Source organism: Nocardia sp. NPDC003726 (assembly GCF_053586955.1).
Map to the genome: position 1 here is coordinate 177,309 of NZ_JBSFNF010000001.1, position 21,045 is coordinate 198,353.

Sequence of the window (21,045 nt, forward strand, 5' to 3'; positions counted from 1 at the left end):
AGCAGTACCGAGCGCGTTCGCGAGCGCGGATTCGTCGACGCAGAGCCGGGTAGTCGCAGGACGTGTACGGCATGAAACTCAGAGAAATAGCGCAACGGCGAGGACCGTTCGTCTCGCTCTGCATCGACGCCTCGCACAACACCGAAGACGCCGAGAATCAGAGAGCGCTACGGTGGCGCTCGATCCGCGAGCGACTGGCCGCCCAATACGTTCCGGAGAAGACGCTGGAGCTGCTCGACGACGCGATAAGCGAGGTGCCGGGGCACGGGCGTGCCGGGCGCGTGCTGATCGCCGATTCGGACAGCCTGCTGGTCGATCATGTGCTCCCGGAGCCGCCCGCACGCGAAATCGTGCGGGTGTCGGCGCTTCCCTATCTGCTGCCGCTGATCGAGCAGCAGTCCCGTGCGGTGCCGCATGTGATCGCGGTGGTCGATCGTGTCGGCTGCGACCTGTACGGCGTCGACGAGGACGAGAATCTGATCGAGATGACCGCCGAAGGCACCGCCCATCCGGTGCACAAGATCCGTCACGGCGGAGGGTGGGCGCATCTGTCGATGCGTCGCCGCGTCGAGGAGATGATCCGGCGGAACGTCGAGGAGGTCGCCACGGCGGTCCGTGATCTCGCGGATCGGGTCGGCGCGCGGATCATCGTGCTGGTCGGTGAGGTCGGCGCTCGCTCCGCGCTGGCCAGAGCGCTCGAGTCGCCGCCAACCGCTCGGGTCGTCGAGGTCGACGCAGGGGCTCGCGCCGCGGGTGTGGATACCGCCGCGCTCGAAGCGCAGGTCGAGCAGGCGGTGCTGACGCAGGCACGGCAGCAGCAGGGGCAGGTCGTCGAGCAATTGAACACCGCGCGCGGCAGGGCCGACGGCCTGGCCGTCGAGGGGCTGCCCGAGACGGTCTCGGCGCTGCTGGCGGCGAATGCCGATACCTTGCTGATCGATGCCAAGACAGTGGGGGACCGATCCGTCGAACTGGATCCGCAATTGCTTCGCGGCATCACCGCGGCGGGATGGATCGAGGACGATGCGACGTCGTCGCGCGCTTACCGCGCGGACGAAGCGCTGCCGGTGGTCACCTTGCTGCAGGGCGGCTCGATCGTGCCCGTCGAAGGTGCTGTCGTACCCCGGGAAGGGGTCGCCACCCTTTTGCGCCACCGCTAGCGCATGTCCAGCAATCGAACACAGGAGAAAGAATCATGGAACGAGGAAGCAGCAAGCACGGTCCCGTGCACGATGACGCGCTGGCCCACGACTTGGAGGGCACATTACGCGGCAATCGTTCCAGCCGGGCAGAAGAATGGCATGACCCAGAGCCCCCGGCCGACGATGACACCCTCATCAACGAACAGGTGCAGCGAACCGAACATCCATAGAGCTCAGCGGACCCGAACCATCGACGCTGCGATACTCGAGCGGTACGGTCTCGACCGGCCACCGGCAGGGCCGAGGCACCGAACTCGGAGCAGCCGTCCACTGGTGTAGCCAGAGCCTTCGACCACGGACACGGCCCGATCGGCGACGTGGTCGAAGGCGTTTCAGCTCCCCGTCCGGCGTGTCGCCGAAGGTTTGCCAGCCGTGGCAGATTTGAATGTAAAGCTGGCTGGTCGACAAACGCCGCGAACTGTGGAGGTCGAGATCGTGATCCGGCGGTTTCCCCTGCCCGGCGGCAGGCGCAGCGGTCCGGCGCTGGTCCGCAGCGCGATCGGCGGTGTGGCACTCGGGCTGCTGCTGGCGACGACGGCAACCGCGCAACCGCTGTATCCGCGGCCCGACCCGGACCCGTTTTATGCGGCTCCGGCGGATCTCGCGGCATATGAACCAGGGGAGGTGCTCGGTGTGCGGGCACTGCCGCCGCTGGCGACCTTCCCCGGATCCACTGTCACGTTGGTCAAATTCCGGTCCACCAACTCCCATGGGGCGCCGATCGCGGCGACGACGACCCTCCTCACCCCTTTCGGCAGTCGGCCCGGCGGGCCGCTGCTGTCGTATCAGCACTTCATCAATGCGCTCGGCACCGACTGCGCGATATCGCACCAGCTCTACGGCGGCGATCCGAGCCTGGCGGTGACCACGCCGATCCTGAACCTGGCACTGGCGCGGGGCTGGAGTGTCGCACTGCCGGATCACCTCGGGCCGCAGTTCGCGCTCGGGGCCGCGCGGTTGGGCGGCCGGATCGTCCTGGACGGCATCCGTGCGGTGAAGCGCCTGCCCGCACTCGCCGCGGACAACGGACCGGCGGTGCTGGCCGGCTACTCCGGCGGTGGCCTGGCCACCGCATGGGCGGCCGCATTGCAGCCGACCTACGCACCGGAGCTGGAACTCGCGGGCGCGGCCATCGGCGGCGCCCCGATGAATCTGGTGACGATGGCCGAGGCGCTGGGCATGGACAAGCATCCTTCGTTCGGGTTGGCCATGGCCGCGGCGATCGGTCTGGAGCGGGAGTACCCGGACCGGCTTCCGATCAGTTCGTATCTCAACCCGCGTGGTCTCGCGGTCGCTCGAGACATGGCCGACAGCTGCAGCAGCGAGATCCTCACCGAGGGGGTCGACGGCAGCGCTCGGGAATACCTCACCGACACCTCGATCGTGGACAGCCGCGGCGCCCGGTCGGTGGTGGAGGAGAACAGCCTCGAACTCTACGGTGGGGTGCCGCGGACCCCGATTCTCGAATGGCATTCGCCGGACGACCGGCAGATCCCGATCGGTGCCATCGACAACACGGTCCGCCGCTGGTGTGCGGCGGGGGTGCGGATCCAGACGCACCTGGTGAGCTCGGTGGCGCTGCCGTCCGCACTCGAGCACGTGGCCCCCGCGGTACTGGGCGCGCCAGCGGTGTCGCTGTGGCTCGACGCCCGAGTTCGTGGAGAGCCCGCTCCTACCACCTGCTGAAATTAGAGACGTTGTGTCGCAGCAATATCCGCTGGTCGTGCCGACAATCAGTCACGACGGCCGTCGGAACCGGTGGAACACAGAAAACCCCGCAGCTGCGGATCGCGATGATCTCCGGAGCCGAGGAGGGATGGGTCTGCTGGTCGGCACCGGCGCGTGCGACGGCCGGCCGCCCACCGCCGGAGCCGACGCGCCGCATTTCGACAGTTGCGTCGGCGGTCTCGGGGCAGGGGTCACCTTTCTCGCGGGTCCATGCGCCGGTGAGGAATTCGGTGGGGTCCGGTCCCACATCGGACGGGAACAACTCCCAATGAAATGTCGCGTTGGTGTGCGGCTCGTTCGATCCCGCGAAGCAGGGATAGGGAATGCTGTAGCCGGCCCGCCAAGCCCCGTTTTCGAGCACGAACATGGGAGCGAAGGCGGCGCGAGGATCTGTGGCGGTATCTGTGCCGTGATCTGTTTGCGTCGTCGCGGCACAGCGCTCGCCGTCGCGCATGCAAAGGGTGTAGTACTGCTGGCGGAACTTACTCGGTGGTGGGGGTTTGGGAACGTCGAGTGTCGCAGTGTAGGTGATGGTCACGTCGTAGGCGCCGCTGATCACTGCGACGGGTCGGCTATCGGCGCGATCAGGGAGGGTTTCCGGTGGCACGACAGGGACCTTCGGGTCGGCCTCGCCGACACGCGAAATCCTCATCTCCTGTTGCTGGGTGAATGCGCAGGGACCGCCGACGAAGCTGAGGTAGGTTCCGGTCCACGGCAGGGCGCCGGGCCGGAATTCGAGTCGCTGCCACGCCTCGACGTTCTGCGGCGCCTTGGTGATCGGATTCTCGCAATCGGGGTCGGAATAGGACGGTAGCTCCCTGGTGATCATCCACGCGCCATCGCGATAGTCCGCGGAGAATTTGGTCGGGGCCGTCTCCGGCTCGGACTTGCTCTGGCTGGTTATCGAGGCGACGCAGCGTTCGCCGTGCGATGGACAGTCGGATCGGACCGACCACGTCCGGGTTTTCGGAGGCCCGTTGTCCGGCTTCCCGTTGAGGGTCCGGGGTGTGTAGGTGACCTCGTATTTGCCGTCGAAGGCGAGCGGGGGCTTCGACGGCTGGGTCAGCCACCAGATCCCCGCACCCAGCGCCGCCGCGATCAACGCTGCGGCCACCGCCACCGTAACCCGGATGACAGGCCGTCTACGTCGCGGCGCCACGTGGCCGTCTGTGGATTGCAGGCCGGGCGACTTCGCTGCGGATCGCGCGTCGACAGTGGAGTTCTGCTCGGCGCTCGGCTCCGGGGAGGAAACCGGCGGCTGCGTAGCGGGCCGAACGCTGTGACCACCGAGGACGGTCGGGACCGATGCGGGGTCGGCTGCGGGAATGCTTCCGTCGGCTACCACGGGAGCGGTGGTCAGGGCGGCAGCGGCGGCGGACGCCAGCTCTCCGGCGGTCTGATAGCGGTCGTCCGGATCTTTCGCCATGCCCCGGGCGATGACATCGTCGAACCCGACCGGCAGGTCGAGGCGCCGCATGCTCGGCACCGGGGGAGCGGCGGTCAGGTGCGCCGCGATCTGTTGTTCCGTGCTGGTGCTCGGGTAGGGCGGGATCCCGGTCAGGAATTCGCACAACACGCAGGTAAGGGCGTACACGTCGGACCGAGCGTCGGCGACGCCGCTGGTGAATCGCTCCGGCGCCATGTAGGCCAAGGTTCCGATCATCGTGCTGGTGCTGGTCAGCGGGGTATTACCGGCCGAACGCGCGATACCGAAGTCGATCAGATAAACGAAGCCGCTGTCGGTGACCAACAGATTGGATGGTTTGACGTCGCGGTGCACCAAACTTTGGGCGTGTGCCGCATCCAGAGCCGCCGCGACCTGGGTGATCACGGCGACCGCCGCCTCCGGCTCCATGGCGCCATCGCGGTTGAGCAGGGTCCTCGCGTCGGCGCCGTCGATCAAGCGCATGTCGAGGTAGAGGTGGCCTTCGATTTCGCCGTAGCCGTGGATCGGGACCACATGCGGTTCGCGCAGTTGAGCGGTGTCGTGGGCTTCGCGTCGGAAGCGCTCCCGGAAGTTGGGATCGACGGCGCACCGTTCGGGCAGCAACTTGACTGCCACGATGCGGTCGGTAGCGGTGTCGTAGGCCCGCCATACCTGGCCCATGCCGCCTTCACCGATCAGTTCGTGCAACCGGTAGCGACCGAACGCTATGCCGTTCACCGACCACCTCCCGCACGGATGAATCGCGTTCGCTATGGAGGATCAGAATCGTGAATAGGTCGCATATCGATGATATCGGCCCGACTTTCCTACTGCATCACCACCTTGGCCGCATAATCCCCATCCATTCCGGTGATTCCGTTCAGCTCAGACTTTCTCGGTGGCGGGCAGATGGGCCGCGCAGACCGCCTCCACGAATTCGCCGACGGTGCTGTCGGACAGATTTCGCGCCAGATCGGCCTCGGTGATGATGCCGACCAGCATGCCCTTGTCGGTGACCGGGAGCCGACGGATCCGCTGTTGCTCCATGAGCAGCAGCACGTCGTGCACGTCGGTGTCGATATCGACGGTGTGCAGTCGGTCGGCGCCCTGTGCCAATTCGCCGGCGGTGGTGGATTTCGGATTCGCGCCGATGCCGACCACCTTCACGACGATGTCGCGATCGGTGACGATGCCGACGGGACGGCATTCGCCATCGCAGATCGGCAATGCGCCGATGTCGAGCTGCCGCATCCGCTGGGCGGCTGTTTCCATGGTGTCTCGGACATTGATGTGCTGTACGTCGGGCCGCATGATCGTCCGCGCGGTCGTCATGATGCGTCTCCCTTCCACTACGGCGACGTGCTCGCTACTCCGATCATCATTCGACGGCGGCGGAGGGATCGACAGGGCAGAAGGTCATCTGCGTGCCCGGCTTCCGCCAGCATCGGCGGCCGGATATCCGGATGGTCACAGCGACCGGATTTCGCCCCGGGTCGTGGCGGCTCCGGCGTAGCGTCCTTCTCGCAGTGTGCACGTTCTCTCCTGAGCAACCACGCAGTTTCTGCTCGCTACCACCCGGGCTGTCGTCCGGGACGGTTACGAATCCAGACCGCACGGAACCAGGACAAGGAGATCGTCATGAGAGCCACACGCCTCGTTCGTCTCGGGCTTCCCCCGTTCTTCGCCGCCGCGGCGGCACTGTTGTTCTGTCCGCCGACCGCATCCGCGCAGGAGATGTGGAACTACAACTGTTCGTCCCATTCGCCGGTGTGGGAGGGCAGGGTGACCGCTATGGAGTGCACGCCGTCCAACGGCGCACCGGCGAGCGGAGAGATCACGCAGCCGTTCCTCGTGAACGGCGGCGAGGTCGTGAGCTGCTCATCCGGCTGGGCTCACCTGCCCGACGTGATGGGCAAGGAATGCGGACCCGCGCCGATGCGATAGCCGATCGGCTACGCCGACCGGTGGGCCTTGCCGAATCCGGCAAGGCCCCTTCGCTTCCTGTCTTCTTCGGGAACAACGTCATCGAGCAGGCGGCATTCCACGGCGCGCCGGCCGACAGCGTGGCCGATGTCGCCACCCGTCCGGGCCGAAAGTGATTGTGCTCGAATGGCAGTCGTGGGCCGACTTGTCGCATCCGCATCCGGATCAGCTGGAAGCGACGGGGCGGCAGCCGAATTGCGTCGGCTGGCCGGGGCCGATGCGGGGCGCTATGATCGACGCGATGACGACTCCTTCTGTTCGAAGATTGGGGGTTCCATTCGCGCAAGGTGAGTGCTGATGCTCACTCACATCGCGAATGGGAACGACTCCCGCCTTTCCTTCTGGCTGCGTGTGCGTGAATTCGCCGTGCCGCCTACCATGATCGAGACTGCTACCGCCCGCCGTCGTGTGGGGGACTGGGCGGGCGCGTGCGCCGCGGCAGGCTTCGATATCGATTTCAGTTTGCGGTCGGTGACGCGTAGTCACGGACACGCACTCGCGGCTCGAATCCGAGCCGATCTCCGGCATTTGGCTCCTGACCTGTTGCGCTGGCATATGCCGAGGGTCGCTCCCGATGGGTTGTTGCGACCGGGTCTGACCATCGCCTTGGCTCGGTACGACGCGGAGCCGGACCTGTGCGGCGGCGCACCCCCGATGCACCTTGTCGCACGGACGGCCCCGGCTTGGGCGGATGCCGGTCAGCGGATCAGCCTCGCGCTGTGGGACGGATCCGCTGCCGGGGCCGGCCTGCATCCGCATCCTCGTCCCGATCGGCGTTTCCGCCTGGATCTCCATCGTCACCTGTGGGATGCGCGCAGGGTCGATGAGCTGGGATTACGGTCCGGGGCCGCGCAACCGGCGAATGACCGTCCGGTCCTCGATCCCGAACTGCTCGCCACGGTGCCGCAGGTCAGGCGCTGCGCCGTAGACCGATGGGCGGCCGAGGCGGAGATTCTGCACCAGGCCGAGGGACGGCGCGGCGGTGCTTTCGTCGTGCGGTTCGGAGCCCGGCAACGGTTGGTTCTGTACCTGGACGCGGACGACGGCGCCGTGCCGCCCACGGTGCGGATCGCGGCGGAATACCCGCTCGGCGGCGTCTCGGCACTGCCCGTCCTGCCCGACGCGGCGACCTGGGTGCTGCCCGATCTGGAGCTGATCCGTACCGGCGCGATAGCGGCCGATCGGCTGCATCCGCTGGTCGCCCCGGCGCTGGTACCCGACTACTCGCCGAGCGACGCGCCGCGCCTGCCCGACCGGGCAGATACACCGCGCCTGGTGCGGTGCAGGGGAGAACAGCACCGGATCGGGCTGGTCGACGGGGTCTTGTCCGCGCTCGACCACGACCAGGCCGAGATCCGGCGGGAGGAACTGCTGGTCGCTCTGACCGGCACTCCGTTGCCTTGCCTGCGGGCTATCGACGAGGCGCACCGTCATCCGGATTGTCTCGCCGGTGTCCGGGAGCGGTTGGACCATGGCGACACCGCCGGTGCGCTGGCCATCGTGGGAGGACTGCTCGGTCCCGACGCGATACTGCGCGACGGTGCTCTGCGCGATGAACTCGAAACGTCCGCGCGACGGCGCATCACCTACGGCCTGTTCAAGTCCGGCCTGTCCGAACTCGGAATCGGCCGCATCCCACCGATGCGCCGCCCACGCGATCGTCGCGCGCACCCGCGCAACGCGACTTCGCACTGACCGGGCGATCCTCGCCCCACTTCCACTCGACTCCGCCAACCTCGAGGTGATCACGCATGCTTACTGCTGTCCGCACGTCCGCCGATCCGGTCCGCCCCACCCAACTCGATGTCGCCGACGAGTTACTGACTCTGCTGCGCGAGGTGACCACCGAACCGCGCCCCGACCCCCAACTGGAGGCTTTGGCGCTGGCCGTGGCCGCCGACCTACCGGTTCTGCTGTGGGGTGAACCGGGAATCGGGAAAACCGCCGCCCTGACCCAGCTCGCCGCCGATCTGGACCTTCCGCTGACCACGGTGATCGCGAGTGTGCACGAGCCATCGGACTTCTCGGGCCTGCCCATCATCGGAGACGACCCCGCGGAACACGGCGTCCCGATGGCTCCGCCGGACTGGGCCGTACGACTCGTCCGGGCCGGTCGCGGACTGCTGTTCCTGGACGAGTTGTCCACCGCACCGCCCGCGGTGCAGGCCGCCCTGCTCCGTCTGGTCCTGGAGCGGCGGATCGGCACCCTGCGACTGCCGCCCGATGTGCGCATCGTGGCCGCGGCCAACCCGCGCTCATCGGCGGCCGACGGCTGGGAGCTGAGCCCGCCGCTGGCGAACCGGTTCGTGCATCTGCAATGGACCCACGATCACGACGTCGTGGTCCGCGGCCTCGGCGGGACCTGGCCGCACGCGACGCTGCCACGGCTGGCTGCCGAAAAGCTCGGCGAGGCCGTGGCTTTCGCACGCCGTGCGGTGTGCGGGCTGCTCGCGGCCCGTCCCGCTCTCGTGCATCAGCTGCCCAGCACCGAAACGCGCCGGGGCGGTGCGTGGCCGTCGCCTCGAAGCTGGGAGATGACACTGCGGCTGATCGCCTTCGCCACCGCGGCCGATTCCTCCCGTGACGTGCTTTCCCTGCTGGTCCGGGGCGCTGTGGGCGACGGGCCCGGTTTCGAACTGCTGGCGGCCCTCGACCGGATGGACCTCCCCGACCCGGAGGCACTGCTCGCCGATCCGGCGGGCGCTGTCTTGCCCGAGCGTGGGGATCTGCGCCAGGCCGTGCTCGACGGCGTGGTGGCGGCAGTCCGCAAACGCCCGGAGAAGTCCCGCTGGGATGCGGCATGGGCGCTTCTGGTCAAGGCGTCGGAAACCGGAGCCCCCGACCTGATCGTCGTTCCGGCAACCACTCTCGCCACGCTGCGCCGGGACGACTGGGACGTGCCCGCTGCGATCGAGCGACTCGCCGCAGTGGCATCGGTGTCCCAGGAAGCGGATCGGGCAGCGGGCCGTGTCGCCGCGAAGGCGGGCCGATGACCGCGAACGCGCCCGGTGCGCTGGACCGCGACAAACTCTTCGCCGCCCGCTTGCAGGCCGCCAGGGTCCGGCCCTATCTTGCGACCGCTTTGTTCGCCCTGCACGTCGTGGAGTCGCGCCGAGTACCGACCATGGGCGTCGACCGGCACTGGCGATGCTACGTTTCGCCCGCGTTCGTCGACCGTATTTCGGTGGAGGACCTGGCTTCGGTGTGGGTGCACGAGGTGTCGCATCTGCTGCGCGACCACCATGGCCGCAGCGACCGATTCGCCCGGCGACACGACCTGACCCGCCCGGCGGAACGACTGCGGATGAACATCGCAGCCGACTGCGAGATCAACGACGACGCGTTCGGCGACGGTCTGGCCAGGCCGGGCGACGCTGTCACACCGGCGTCGTTGGGGTTGCCCGAAGGGGAGCTCATGGAGGACTACCTGCGCATGTTCCGTCTCGGACCGCATACGGACGGCATAGCCTGGCTCGACTGCGGCAGCGGCGCGGACGGATCGGAACGCGAGTGGGAGCTGGGACCGGACGGTGCGGACGGCCTCAGCGAACAGGAACGAGACGCCGTCCGGTTCAGGGTGGCGCAAGGCATCATCGGCCGTCCGGGAAACGCGTCCGAAGGCTGGCGGCGCTGGGCGGAAGAGGCCTTCCACCCACCGCAACCATGGCGGGATCTGCTGGGAGCGGTTATCCGTTCAGCGGTCGGTGGCGCCGGAGCGGGGGAGGACTACACCTATGGCCGGCCGGCACGGCGCTCGGCTGGGGTACCGGGCGTGGTGCTGCCGAGTCTGCGGCGAACACCGCCTCGGGTCTCGGTGCTCATCGACACCTCGGGGTCGGTCAGCGACACCGAGCTGGGCAGCGCGCTGCTCGAAGTGGCCGCCATCGCCCGTGCCGTGGGCGGGCGCCGCGACCTGGTCACCGTGCTGTCGTGCGACGCGGCGGCGAGGATCGTCCATCCGCTGTGCCGTGCCGAGCGCATACCGCTGGTCGGCGGCGGTGGTACCGACCTGCGCACCGGCATTTCCACGGCAGTGCGGACCCATCCCCACCCCGACGTCCTCGTGGTCTTGACCGACGGCCAGACGCCATGGCCGTCCAGACGGCCACCGTGCCGGACGGTGGTGGGCCTGTTCCGTCGGCAGCACGCCGGTTCCTGGCGTGAACACGATCCCGACTACATTCCGGAGGTGCCGCCCGGCTGGGCCCGATTGGTCGATATCGGGTAGGCGCCCGCCGCTGGGAGCGCGCGATCGGCGACTCCACCTGGCGACCTCACCGCCAGGGATCCGGCCTCGGTGATATCGCGGCCCTCATTAGCATCAATGCACGACTAAATCGAGGAATCCGAGGAACCCACGTTGAGCACCGAACAACTTGACCGCTGGAACGCCCAGGAAGCCGCCGCCGAGGCGATGATTCCCATCATCGGCACGTTGTATCGGCGAAAGGGCGTGACGATCCTGCTGCACAGCCGGTCGCTGGTGAACAAGTCGGTGATCAGCATCCTGCGCACGCACCGGTTCGCGAGGCAGATCGCAGGCGAAGAGTTGTCGGTGGACGAGACCCTTCCGTTCCTGCAAGTGCTCGGTGAACTCGACCTGGGGCCGTGCAAGATCGACCTCGGCCAGTTGGTCATGACCTATCGTGCCGACGATCACGGACTTTCGATCCGCGAGTTCACCGAAGCGGTGCTGGCCGAGGTGACCAACGGCAACAAGGCTCAGTCACCCGGACCGAGGGATGTCGTGCTCTATGGCTTCGGGCGCATCGGTCGCCTCGTCGCTCGCCTGCTCATCGAGAAGGCCGGATCCGGCAACGGGCTCAACCTGCGTGCCGTGGTGGTGCGCAAAGGAGGCGACGACGATCTGAGCAAGCGTGCGTCGTTGCTGCGCAGGGATTCGGTCCACGGCCACTTCAACGGCACGATCAAGGTCGACACCGGCAATGACACGATCACCGCGAACGGGAACACGATCAAATTCATCTACAGCGATGATCCGACGACCATCGATTACACCGCCTACGGCATAACGAACGCGATCCTGATCGACAACACCGGCAGGTGGCGCGATCGCGACGGGCTGTCGCAGCATCTGCGCCCTGGCATCGCGAAGGTCGTGCTCACCGCGCCAGGCAAGGGCGATATCCCGAACATCGTGCACGGCGTCAACCATCGCAGCCTGGATCTTTCCCAGCGGATCTTCTCGTGTGCCTCCTGCACGACCAACGCGATCGTCCCGCCGCTCAAGGCGATGGACGACGAGTACGGCATCATCCGCGGGCATGTGGAGACGGTGCACTCGTTCACCAACGACCAGAACCTCCTGGACAACTTCCACAAGGCGGATCGTCGCGGTCGTTCCGCGCCGTTCAATCTCGTGCTCACCGAAACGGGCGCCGCGTCCGCGGTCGCGAAGGCCATGCCGGATTTCAAGGCCAAGATCACCGGCAACTCGATTCGCGTTCCCACCCCGGACGTGTCCGTCGCGATCCTGAACCTGCAGCTGCGGCGGGAGACGACCAAGAGCGAGGTGCTCGCCTACCTGCGCGGGGTTTCGCTGGCCGGGCCGTTGAGCCGCAACCTCGACTACACCGCCGCCACCGACGTGGTCTCCAGCGACTTCATCGGATCGCGCGCCGCGTCGATCATCGATGCCAATGCCACGATCGTCGAGGGTGACACCGCGATTCTCTATGTCTGGTACGACAACGAGTTCGGCTACTCGTGCCAGGTGGTGCGGACCGTGCAGTACATCTCGGGCATCGAGTATCCGACCTACCCTCAGGTCGGCGCACGGCTGGACGGCGCCGCCGACGACCACGTGCTGACCGCGACCACCTGACGCGCGGACCTTCCACCTGCTCGCGTTCCGGCGCCGTTACGCGGGCAGGTGGCCGTAGCCGACGATGTTGATGAAGTAGTGGCCGGGAATCAACTGGTTCATCGCGTGCCACTGTCCCGCCGGATCGCGCTGGTAGTAGCTCACCGGCAGCGAACCGACGTCATAACAGACGATGTCGGCGGTGCCGAACGGGCTCCAATAGGTGCTCGCACCTGCGCGAGCGGGTTCGAGCGGCGTCGTGAACAGGTGACCGCACGGGGTGATGCTCGGTTCGTAGATCGAAGGTGCGGCGGCGGCGGTCGGCGCGAGGCCGGCCACACAGACACCGCTCAATCCCGCGCACACCGCCGCGGCCAATGCACCAGGGACAAGCCGCCCCATATCGGTTCTCCTCACATGTCCGATCGACAGCAGTGAGCACACGATAGCGGCCGAAGCGGTGGGTTCTAGACCTCTTCGAGAGCCTCACCGATCTGGTGCGCGACGCGATTGTGCTGATCCTGCGCCAGCCAGTGACCGGCCGCGAGGACCACCGCGACGGGCCATTCGATGATCTCCGCGGCAGCCAGCGCGCCGAGTGCGCCGTAGTACGCCAACTGCTCGGGCCGCGGGATACGGATCCGGCCGACGACCGGCAGGTCCATCGCGAAACCCTGCGCAGCCAGCACCTGATCGACGGCATTCCGGTGGCCGGTGGATGATTTTTCGGCCATTTGTTGCCTCCCGGTAATGGTCTGTTCGAGAAGTCGACGCCTGGCATCCGCACGGTGTCCTATGTGATGACGACTGATCGACGTGGCGGCTCCGATCCGCTGACCGGCGCACTGACACAGGTGCTGGCCGTGCCATTGCGGGAGCTGTACGCGATGCTGTGGCGCTTAGGGGTCATCGAAATCGTCGACTGATCATTCGTTGTCGGCCGGCCGCGGCAGCGCCCATCGACAGCCCCGGCTACCGTCGCGTCGGCCGTGCGGGCGCTGATGTCCTGCCTGGTGAAATCGTCATAGTCGCTCCGTCGCGTTCATCCTTCGGATACCCGGGAGCCAGCCAAAGTTTACCTCTGGGCAGGAGCCGAGGCGCGAGGACAGCTCCACATTCCCGACTTGCCCCGACGATGGTGTGCGACTGCCTTCGCGCACTCGCCCCCGCGCGGCAGGCGCCCGAGAGTCCGATGTCGCCGCCGGGCGCATTTCCGCCCGCCCACGACCTTGGCGTGACATTTTCGCGACCATTTCGTAATGTGTCGGTGACCTATCCCCGACAGCAATCGGTATCGACATCATGTCTGGCCAACACCGCAAACGAGCCGCAGGCCGAAAGTTCACCGTTTTGGCTGCGTGTGGCGTCGTGGCGGCCTTGGCCGTCGTGCTGTGCGCGGCGATGGGAACTGCCCCGGAGGCTCGGCATGCCGCCGTCGATTCGCCTTCGTCCGCGGTCGAAACCGATCCGGCGCCGACCACCGTGCCGTCGACGGCACAGCAAGCGCCGGCAGTGGCCGCGGCCGGGCAATCATTCCCGTCGGCCAAGGCTGCCCAGCAGCATCCGCCCCCGCCGCCGCCCCCCGTCCCGTGTTCGACGGAACTCGCCGGCGCACGGCCGCACGTGGCGCAGGTGGGCAACCTGCTCAAGAAGACATTCGCCGTCGCCGATGTCGGCGGCGCCGTCGGCCGTGGCGACGGCGATCACGGCGCGGGCTTGGCGCTCGATTTCATGACGCCCGATCCGGCGCGCGGCGACGCGATCGCCGAATTCGTACTCGCCAATCAGCAGCGTTTCGGGGTGACCTACGTGATCTGGCGGCAGCGCTACAACGACGGCAGCGGTTGGTCCTACCTGGAAGACCGCGGAAGCCCGACCGCCAATCACTACGACCATGTGCATGTGTCGTTCGATCAAGCCGCCCACGGTGAGGTCACCTGCTGATCCGAGATCGTCGCGGACCGAACGGAGATCCGGGTCCATCGGTTCGAATCGGCCCGCCTCCTGCGCGGCGATGATGTCGCGGCGGGCGCGCCGGTGCCGAGCACGTGGACCGGCCCGAGCGCTGAAACGCTCCCAGCCGTCGCCTCGCCACCGGGCGGTCGGGTCGTCCGAGCGGCGTCCTGTGATCGTGACAGGATCTCGACCATGCCGATTTCGACCAGTTCGTTCGACCATGTCCGCCTGACAGTGACCGACATCGACAGATCCCGCGCGTTCTACGACGCCGTGTTCGGATGGCCGATCGCTTGGGAGTGTCCCGCGGACGCGGACGAAGCCACCCGCGCGCGATTCGGGTTCCTCTTCGGCGGAGTGATCTACCAGATGGGTGACGCGCTGCTCGGACTCCGCCCGGTCGCCAGCGATCAGTTCGACGAAGATCGAGTGGGGCTCGACCACCTCGCCTTCGCCCTCGCCACTCGGGAGGATCTCGATGCGGCGGCTGCCGTGCTCGATGAACTCGGCATCGCGCACGCGGGGGTGAAAGACCTCGGTCCGATGTACATTCTGGAATTCCGCGATCCGGACAACATCGCGCTGGAATTGGTCGTACGCAAGCAGTAATCGCCCCCTTTCGTCGCGCAGGCGCGGCACCGTGGCCTGCCTCGCCGAAGACACCGGAACTGTTTGGGCTCGTATGCCGGGGGTACAGCCCGAACACCTTCTGTTCGCGCCGTCGATGCGCAGGTCGGACACTGCTCGCCGGAGCCGGAAGTTCGCCCCGTGGACCGTGTCGGCGCGCGAGCTGGTGAATGCGGGCTCGACATCGAGTCCGAAGGGGTTGTGGTGAAGGAGGACCGGTGTGGACGTGAGAATGCTTGGGGCAACGGATGAATGCCCGATCGATGACCGAGAGTCGAAGGGCGTGACGCACAGCCATGGATAGCGTACCGACTGTCGGTGTCGAAGAGGAATTCCTGCTGACCGATCCCGAAACCGGCGCTCCCGCACCGAACAACATCCGGGTCGCCGAAGCGGCGAAGAAGGCGGATGTCGACCTGCAACTGGAGCTGACCAGCTGTCAGGTGGAAACCAGCAGCGCGGTGCACACCGATATCGGAGACCTGCTCACGGAATTACGCACAGTGCGCAGGACCGTCGCCGAATGCGCGGCCGACAACGACACTCGACTGCTCGCTGTCGCCGTGCCACCGACCGTTCCCGAGGGCTTCCCGGTCACCGATACGCCTCGATATCGGCGGATAGGGGAAACCTTCGGCATGATCGCTCATGAGCAAGGATTGTGCGGATGCCACGTGCACGTCGGAGTGCCCGACCGCGACACCGCGATTTTGGTCGGCAATTACGTGCGTCCGTGGTTGCCGGTGTTCCTGGCATTGACCGCCAATTCCGCGATCTACCGTGGCAGCGAGACCGGCTACGCGAGTTGGCGCAGCATTCTTTGGCGGCGCTGGCCGAGCGCGGGACCACCGCCGTACTTTCCTTCCGTCGACGACTACGACGCGATCGTCGCCATGATGCTCGCCAGCGGCAGCATATTGGACAACAAGATGGTGTACTGGGACATCCGGCCCTCGGAATCGTTTCCCACCGTGGAGATCCGGGTCAGCGACGTGCCTGCCACCGCGGAGGAAGCCGCGCTGCTCGCCGCTTTGATCCGGGCCACCGTTGCCACGGGTCTGCGCTCGATCGAGCGGGGTGAGCCAGCGCCACCCGTCCCTGCCGAAGTGCTCCGCGCCGCCTATTGGAACGCCGCGCAGTCGGGCTTGGACGGCGACGGGCTCGATCCGGTCGAAGGGCGCGTGGTCCCGCACCGGGCCCTGTTGGACAAACTCGTCGATCACAACGAGCAGGCCCTGCGCGACTTCGGCGACCATACCTTCGTCACCGAGACGATCGCGGCGCTGGACGAGCGTGGAAACGGCGCCCGACGCCAGCTCCGTGCGATGCGCGCCCGCCGCGAAATCGGTGATGTCATCGCCGAACTGGCGCGCGCCACCCTCGAGGGATGCGCCTGAACCTCGTCGACTCCTGACGGTGCGGCCGACCGGCCGCACCGTCATGGCGATTCACTCGGCTGCGGTGAGCAGCGGCGCGAGCTGGCGCAGCGAGCCGAGATAGTCCGCACCCAATGCCTGCAGCGCGACGTGGTCGGCGCCCGCGTTCAGATGCTCGACCAGTTGCCCGGTGACCTCCACGGGCGTGCCGTGCACCGCGAGCACGTCGATGAGCCGGTCACTGCCCGGTTTGGCCACATCGTCCTCGGAGAAGCCGAGACGCCGCAGATTCGACACGTAATTGCGCAGGCCGAGGTACATGTCCACCATCTGCCTGCCGACTTCGCGCGCCCGCTGCGGATCGTCGTCGAGCACGAGCTTCTGCTCCGCGACCAGCAGCGCGGAGCCGAGGATCCGGCGCGCCCGGGCGGTGTGCTCCGGTGGGGCCAGATACGGCAGCGCGCCCGCGGTGCGCTCCCGGGAGAGTTCGAGCACCTTGGGCCCGAGGGCGGCCAGCGCCATCCGCTGTTTCGGCACCCCGGCCGCGTCGAGCTCGTCGAGGTATTCCACCAGCGCGTCGTACGGTTTCCGGTACGGCTTGTTGGCCTCCGGATGCCCGACGCCGACACCGAGCAGGAAGCGGCCGGGGAAGCGCTGTTCGATCCGGTGGAACGATTCGGCGACCGTCTTCGCCGGCGCCGTCCAGATGTTCACGATGCTGGTGGCGACGATCAGCGTCTCCGTCGCCTCGAGCAGCGACTCGACCACCGGCAGATCAGCGGGCGGCGAACCGCCGAGCCACAGCGCGCTGTAGCCGAGTCCCTCGAGTTCGGCGGCCTCCGCGGGGGTGAATCCCCGGTAGCCGCGCCATACTCCGTACCGTCCGAGACCGTCGATCGCCATAAACGTCTGAACCTCCCGTTCGTTTGGTCATGACGGTATCCCGCTGCGCGCCCCGCCTCGCACAGGCGCGGATGCGGGCGAGGATTTCGTCAGGGAAACGATAACGGTGCGGTGCACCGGCGCCTACGACCCGCGGTGCCCTTGTTACCGTGGCTCATGACCAGCGAAGCCGTGCCGCGCCGCCGCGAGTTGCTACGTGACTTCTTGCGCGCCAGGCGAGCGAGGGTGCGGCCGGAGGATGCCGGTATTCCGGCGACGGGCCGTCGGCGCACGCCTGGATTGCGACGGGAAGAGGTCGCCGTGCTGGCCGGGGTCGGAGTGTCCTGGTACACCTGGCTCGAGCAGGGGCGCGACATCACCGTCTCCGACGAGGTGCTCGACGCGATCGCCCGGGTCCTGATGCTGAGCGAACCGGAACGCATTCATCTGTACCTGTTGGCGGGACTCAATCCGCCTCCTCTGGACTGCGCCCCGGTCACAGCCGTCACGCCGGAAGTGCGGCAATTGGTCGACGCTTGGGACGGGCGGCCCGCGGTGCTGCGCGACCGCTACTGGAATGTGCTGACGTACAACGACGCCGCGCGGGTGGTGTTCGGCTACGGCGAGGGGGAACACAATTGCCTGCTGACCTATTTCACCAATCCGCGCTATCGAGCCATGGACGAACTGTGGGCGGCGAACGCACCCGCCGTCGTTGCCGCCTACCGGGCGAGCGCGGCCATTTGTCCCGGTGACGCCGATTTCCGCAGGGTGGTCGACAAGCTCCGTACGGTGAGCCCGGAATTCGCCGAACTCTGGCAGCGGCAGGAAGTCGGAGTTCCCGCGCAGGCGGTGAACGCGCTGCGTCATCCCGACCTGGGTGACTTGTTCTTCGACGCGACGACGCTGACGGTCGCGGACCATCCCGCGTGGCAACTGGTGCTGTACAACCCGCGGCCGGGCACCGACACCGGCGAGCGCCTGGAACGGCTGCACCGTCACCGCGTCACCTCGCCCGCCTGACGGTCGCAAGGTGGTGGTCCCACACCCACCATAAACGCGCACTGTTCGCCCCGGGGCCGTGTCGGCACGCTGAACCCATGACGCACGACAGCTCCCGATACAACGGCAAGATCGCACTCATCACCGGCGGCACCAGCGGCATGGGCTCGGCCACCGCGCACCGGCTCATCGCCGAAGGAGCGCAGGTGATCGTCACCGGGCGCGACAAGGCCCGGCTCGACGCCGCGGTCGGTGAACTCGGGGATCGGGCGCTCGGAATCGCCGGTGACGCAACCGATCTCACCGACCTCGACGCCTTGGTGACGACCATCCGCGACCGGTTCGGCCGATTGGACGTGGTGTTCGCGAACGCGGGCATCGGCGCGTTCCAGACCATCGAGGAGGTCACCGAAGCCGAGTTCTATCGTGTTCTCGACGCCAACCTCAAGGCCGCGTTCTTCACCGTCCAGAAGACGCTGCCCCTCCTGCCGGACGGTGCGGCGATCGTCATCAACGCGTCCTTCGCCTCGTATCGCGGCGCACCGGCCGCCGCGCTCTATACCGCGAGCAAAGCCGCGGTGCAGAGCCTGGCCCGAACCTTCGCCGCCGAACTCACCACCCGGCGCATCCGCGTCAACTCCGTGAGCCCCGGGTACATCGACACCCCGGCCTTCCGAGCCGAAGCGTCGGCCGGGATCGAGTCCGCGATCGCGACCACGGTTGCCGCAGGCCGGGTCGGAACCCCGCAGGAGGTAGCGGCGGCGGTCGCCTTCCTCGCGTCGGACGAAGCGTCCTACATCAACGGGCAGGACATCCTCGTCGACGGCGGACTGATCTCGGTCGTTCCGGCAGCGATGCTGTAGCCGAGCTCGTACCTCGCCGTCCGCCGTTTCAGCCCACGGTCCATGCCTGCAGTTTCTCCGGATTCCGGATCGCCCAGATGTGCGTGATCCTGCCGTCGGCGATGTCGAAGGCGTAGACCGAGACGATGGCGTCGTCGAGCAGTGCGACCAGGCCGGGCTGGCCGTTCACCGTGCGCTCCAGCAGGGTCACCGCGGGGCCCCTGGCAGCGATTTCCATCCAGACGTGGGCGATCTGCTCGGCGCCGTCGATCGGGTCGAGGAAGGCCGGTGCCAGGCCGCCGCTGTCGGCTCTCGCGGTCGCTTGCGGATCGAGCAGGCCGATCAGAGCCCCGATATCCCGGGCCTCCCAAGCGCGTTTGAAATCCCGGACCACCTCGCTTCGTTCGGTGTTCGACGGGTTCCGCGAGGTATCGATGCGGCGGCGGGCGCTGGAGGCGAGCTGGCGGCAAGCCGCGGGCGTGCGCCCGACGATCTCGGCGATCTCGGCGAAGGAGTAACGGAAGACGTCGTGCAGAACGAACGCCACCCGCTCGGCCGGGGTCATGGACTCCAGCACGACGAGAAACGCCATGCTGATCGACTCGTCGAGGGTGACCCGGTCGGCGGGATCGGCGGGACCGTCGAGCCACTCGGACCGGCCCGGCACCGGCTCCGGAATCCATTCGCCCACATAACTTTCCCGCCTGGCCCGGGCCGAGCCGAGCAGATCGAGGCAGATCCGGCTGGCCACTGTCGTCAACCAGGCGCCGGGCGCCGCCACCTCCCGCCGCTGCCGCTCGGACTGCGCGTACCAGCGCGCATAGGTCTCCTGCACCACGTCCTCGGCCTCGGCCAGGGAGCCGAGCAGCCGGTAGGCGAGATTGATCAGCTGGCGTCGTTCACTGATCACCGCAGGCAGGTGCGGGTCGGTCATGCTCGGCTCCTTCGGTCTGTGGGTCACTTACGGAATCGACGAATCCGCTACCTGATTTGTGAGGCGGCCTGACATTCCGGACGGCTGTGTCGTCGGTAGGTCGTGACACTGTCAGCAGACCAGGAGTTCGGACAATGACCAGAATCGGCATCATCCTCGGCAGTACCCGGCCCAACCGCAACGGCTCGCAGGTCGCCCGGTGGGTCCTGGAGGCGGCGTCGCAGCGCGACGACGCCGAGTTCGAATTGATCGATCTGCGCGACCACCCGCTACCGCATCTGGACGAGCCGGTGGCGCCGATGTTCGGTCCGTCGGTCAACGCGCATACCCGCGCCTGGGCCGAACGGATCGCCCCGTTCGACGGCTTCGTGGTGGTGACCCCGGAGTACAACGGCGGAGTCCCCGGCGTGTTGAAGAACGCCCTCGACCACCTGTTCGCGGAGTGGGGTGACAAGGCGGTCGGATTCGTCTCCTACGGCGTCAACGGCGGCGCCCGCGCGGTGGTGCAGTTGCGGACGGTCTGCAGCACGCTGGGCATGGCCGTCGTCGGCTATCAGGTCGCGATCTCGGTGCTCACCGATTTCGAGAACCACACCACCTTCACACCGCGTGAACACCATGCCGCCGCCCTGGACAAAACGCTGGATCAGATCATCTCCTGGAGCGCTGCGCTCGCACCGCTTCGCGCGGACGCCGAAACCACTCTCGCCCATTCCTGAGGAGGCGATCATGACCGGGAACAATGACATCCAGTCACGCGCTGAGCTGGATGAAGTCGAGTTGCGCCGAACAATCGACAAGGCGGTCGAAGGCCTGCGGGTCAAGGACCTCGATGCCCTGAAGCGGCTGTACACGCCCGATGTCGTGTCCTTCGATGTCGAGCCGCCGCTCCAGCATGTCGGGATAGCGGCGAAACTGGAGAATTGGGCGAAAGTGTTCCAGTTCTTCGAGAAGGTGACCTATGAGGTTCGCGACCTGACGTTCACCGTGGGCGGGGATGTGGCCTTCGGGCACGCCTTCGCTCGTCTCAGCGGCACGCTGAAGAACGGAGCGGAAACGAGCGGTATGTGGGTCCGGGTGACCTACGGAATGCGGAAGATCGACGACGCCTGGCTGATCGCTCACGACCAAGTCTCGGTGCCGCTGGACATCTCCAGCGGCAAAGGCGTGGTCGACCTCGAGCCCTGACGGGTTCGGCTGCGCACACGGGTGGTTGTGGAACGGTTTCGGCCACGACCACCCGTTTCCGGGGTCGTAGCTCCA

21 protein-coding genes are annotated in these 21,045 nt (G+C 67.2%); 15 read left to right on the forward strand and 6 right to left on the reverse strand.

All coding sequences use genetic code 11. From position 1 onward, the window contains the following. Window positions 1–71 precede the first annotated feature (71 nt). Entirely contained in the window at window positions 72–1,160 is a 1,089-nt protein-coding gene (locus ACWDMM_RS00900) for an Rv2629 family ribosome hibernation factor (RefSeq protein WP_195081253.1), read from the forward strand. Between the two features lie 477 nt (window positions 1,161–1,637). Then, window positions 1,638–2,888, forward strand: coding sequence for a lipase family protein (locus ACWDMM_RS00905; protein ID WP_195081426.1), 1,251 nt, complete (start codon window positions 1,638–1,640; stop codon window positions 2,886–2,888). Here ACWDMM_RS00905 and ACWDMM_RS00910 read toward each other — a convergent pair. After that, window positions 2,875–5,094 (reverse strand): serine/threonine-protein kinase, encoded by a 2,220-nt coding sequence (locus ACWDMM_RS00910; protein WP_449935314.1) that lies wholly within the window; start codon window positions 5,092–5,094, stop codon window positions 2,875–2,877. The genes ACWDMM_RS00905 and ACWDMM_RS00910 overlap by 14 nt on opposite strands. Window positions 5,095–5,241: 147 nt before the next feature. Then, the gene (locus tag ACWDMM_RS00915; protein ID WP_195081255.1) at window positions 5,242–5,688 is read right to left on the reverse strand and encodes a CBS domain-containing protein; all 447 of its coding nucleotides are present in this window, start codon (window positions 5,686–5,688) and stop codon (window positions 5,242–5,244) included. Window positions 5,689–5,994: 306 nt separating this feature from the next. On the opposite strand from ACWDMM_RS00915, the gene ACWDMM_RS00920 reads away from it, so the two are divergent. The 5 genes from ACWDMM_RS00920 (at window position 5,995) to ACWDMM_RS00940 (ending at window position 12,184) form a co-directional block, all read left to right on the forward strand. Beyond that, complete coding sequence (locus ACWDMM_RS00920) at window positions 5,995–6,300, forward strand: hypothetical protein (RefSeq protein ID WP_195081256.1); 306 nt, start codon at window positions 5,995–5,997, stop codon at window positions 6,298–6,300. Between the two features lie 336 nt (window positions 6,301–6,636). Continuing rightward, window positions 6,637–8,034 (forward strand): hypothetical protein, encoded by a 1,398-nt coding sequence (locus tag ACWDMM_RS00925; protein WP_449935316.1) that lies wholly within the window; start codon window positions 6,637–6,639, stop codon window positions 8,032–8,034. A 56-nt stretch (window positions 8,035–8,090) separates the two neighbouring features. Next, window positions 8,091–9,332, forward strand: coding sequence for an AAA family ATPase (locus ACWDMM_RS00930; RefSeq protein ID WP_449935317.1), 1,242 nt, complete (start codon window positions 8,091–8,093; stop codon window positions 9,330–9,332). Then, the gene (locus ACWDMM_RS00935) at window positions 9,329–10,567 is read left to right on the forward strand and encodes a vWA domain-containing protein (protein WP_449935319.1); all 1,239 of its coding nucleotides are present in this window, start codon (window positions 9,329–9,331) and stop codon (window positions 10,565–10,567) included. The genes ACWDMM_RS00930 and ACWDMM_RS00935 overlap by 4 nt, the downstream gene beginning before the upstream one ends. Before the next feature lie 132 nt (window positions 10,568–10,699). Then, a complete protein-coding gene (locus ACWDMM_RS00940) occupies window positions 10,700–12,184 on the forward strand; it encodes a glyceraldehyde-3-phosphate dehydrogenase (RefSeq protein ID WP_195081260.1) in 1,485 nt (494 codons plus the stop codon). Window positions 12,185–12,220: 36 nt separating this feature from the next. On the opposite strand, the gene ACWDMM_RS00945 is transcribed toward ACWDMM_RS00940, so the two are convergent. Both ACWDMM_RS00945 and ACWDMM_RS00950 read right to left on the reverse strand, forming a co-directional pair. Continuing rightward, a complete protein-coding gene (locus ACWDMM_RS00945; RefSeq protein ID WP_195081261.1) occupies window positions 12,221–12,565 on the reverse strand; it encodes a hypothetical protein in 345 nt (114 codons plus the stop codon). A 65-nt stretch (window positions 12,566–12,630) separates the two neighbouring features. Further along, entirely contained in the window at window positions 12,631–12,897 is a 267-nt protein-coding gene (locus ACWDMM_RS00950; protein ID WP_195081262.1) for a hypothetical protein, read from the reverse strand. 66 nt (window positions 12,898–12,963) lie between these two features. Here ACWDMM_RS00950 and ACWDMM_RS00955 point away from each other — a divergent pair, with 66 nt between their 5' ends. The 4 genes from ACWDMM_RS00955 to ACWDMM_RS00970 all read left to right on the forward strand — a co-directional run bounded on the left by ACWDMM_RS00955 (window position 12,964) and on the right by ACWDMM_RS00970 (window position 16,143). After that, window positions 12,964–13,089 (forward strand): Rv1535 domain-containing protein, encoded by a 126-nt coding sequence (locus ACWDMM_RS00955; RefSeq protein WP_323124262.1) that lies wholly within the window; start codon window positions 12,964–12,966, stop codon window positions 13,087–13,089. A gap of 424 nt (window positions 13,090–13,513) precedes the next feature. Then, window positions 13,514–14,107, forward strand: coding sequence for a hypothetical protein (locus ACWDMM_RS00960; protein ID WP_449935323.1), 594 nt, complete (start codon window positions 13,514–13,516; stop codon window positions 14,105–14,107). A 204-nt stretch (window positions 14,108–14,311) separates the two neighbouring features. Next, window positions 14,312–14,728, forward strand: a complete 417-nt coding sequence (locus ACWDMM_RS00965) for a VOC family protein (protein ID WP_195081264.1) — start codon at window positions 14,312–14,314, stop codon at window positions 14,726–14,728. 314 nt (window positions 14,729–15,042) lie between these two features. Next, window positions 15,043–16,143, forward strand: a complete 1,101-nt coding sequence (locus ACWDMM_RS00970) for a glutamate--cysteine ligase 2 (RefSeq protein ID WP_195081265.1) — start codon at window positions 15,043–15,045, stop codon at window positions 16,141–16,143. Between the two features lie 51 nt (window positions 16,144–16,194). Here ACWDMM_RS00970 and ACWDMM_RS00975 read toward each other — a convergent pair whose 3' ends face one another. Further along, window positions 16,195–17,025, reverse strand: coding sequence for an LLM class F420-dependent oxidoreductase (locus tag ACWDMM_RS00975; RefSeq protein WP_195081266.1), 831 nt, complete (start codon window positions 17,023–17,025; stop codon window positions 16,195–16,197). A 156-nt stretch (window positions 17,026–17,181) separates the two neighbouring features. Here ACWDMM_RS00975 and ACWDMM_RS00980 point away from each other — a divergent pair, with 156 nt between their 5' ends. Next, complete coding sequence (locus tag ACWDMM_RS00980; RefSeq protein WP_195081267.1) at window positions 17,182–18,027, forward strand: helix-turn-helix transcriptional regulator; 846 nt, start codon at window positions 17,182–17,184, stop codon at window positions 18,025–18,027. A 77-nt stretch (window positions 18,028–18,104) separates the two neighbouring features. Further along, on the forward strand, window positions 18,105–18,869 hold the full coding sequence (locus ACWDMM_RS00985; RefSeq protein WP_195081268.1) for a glucose 1-dehydrogenase: 765 nt from the start codon (window positions 18,105–18,107) through the stop codon (window positions 18,867–18,869). A gap of 28 nt (window positions 18,870–18,897) precedes the next feature. Here ACWDMM_RS00985 and sigJ read toward each other — a convergent pair whose 3' ends face one another. Next, complete coding sequence (gene sigJ, locus ACWDMM_RS00990; RefSeq protein WP_357105113.1) at window positions 18,898–19,782, reverse strand: RNA polymerase sigma factor SigJ; 885 nt, start codon at window positions 19,780–19,782, stop codon at window positions 18,898–18,900. 134 nt (window positions 19,783–19,916) lie between these two features. Between sigJ and ACWDMM_RS00995 the strand changes: the two genes are divergently transcribed. After that, on the forward strand, window positions 19,917–20,501 hold the full coding sequence (locus tag ACWDMM_RS00995; RefSeq protein ID WP_357105116.1) for an NADPH-dependent FMN reductase: 585 nt from the start codon (window positions 19,917–19,919) through the stop codon (window positions 20,499–20,501). 10 nt (window positions 20,502–20,511) lie between these two features. After that, window positions 20,512–20,970, forward strand: a complete 459-nt coding sequence (locus ACWDMM_RS01000; RefSeq protein ID WP_195081271.1) for a YybH family protein — start codon at window positions 20,512–20,514, stop codon at window positions 20,968–20,970. Window positions 20,971–21,045 lie beyond the last annotated feature (75 nt).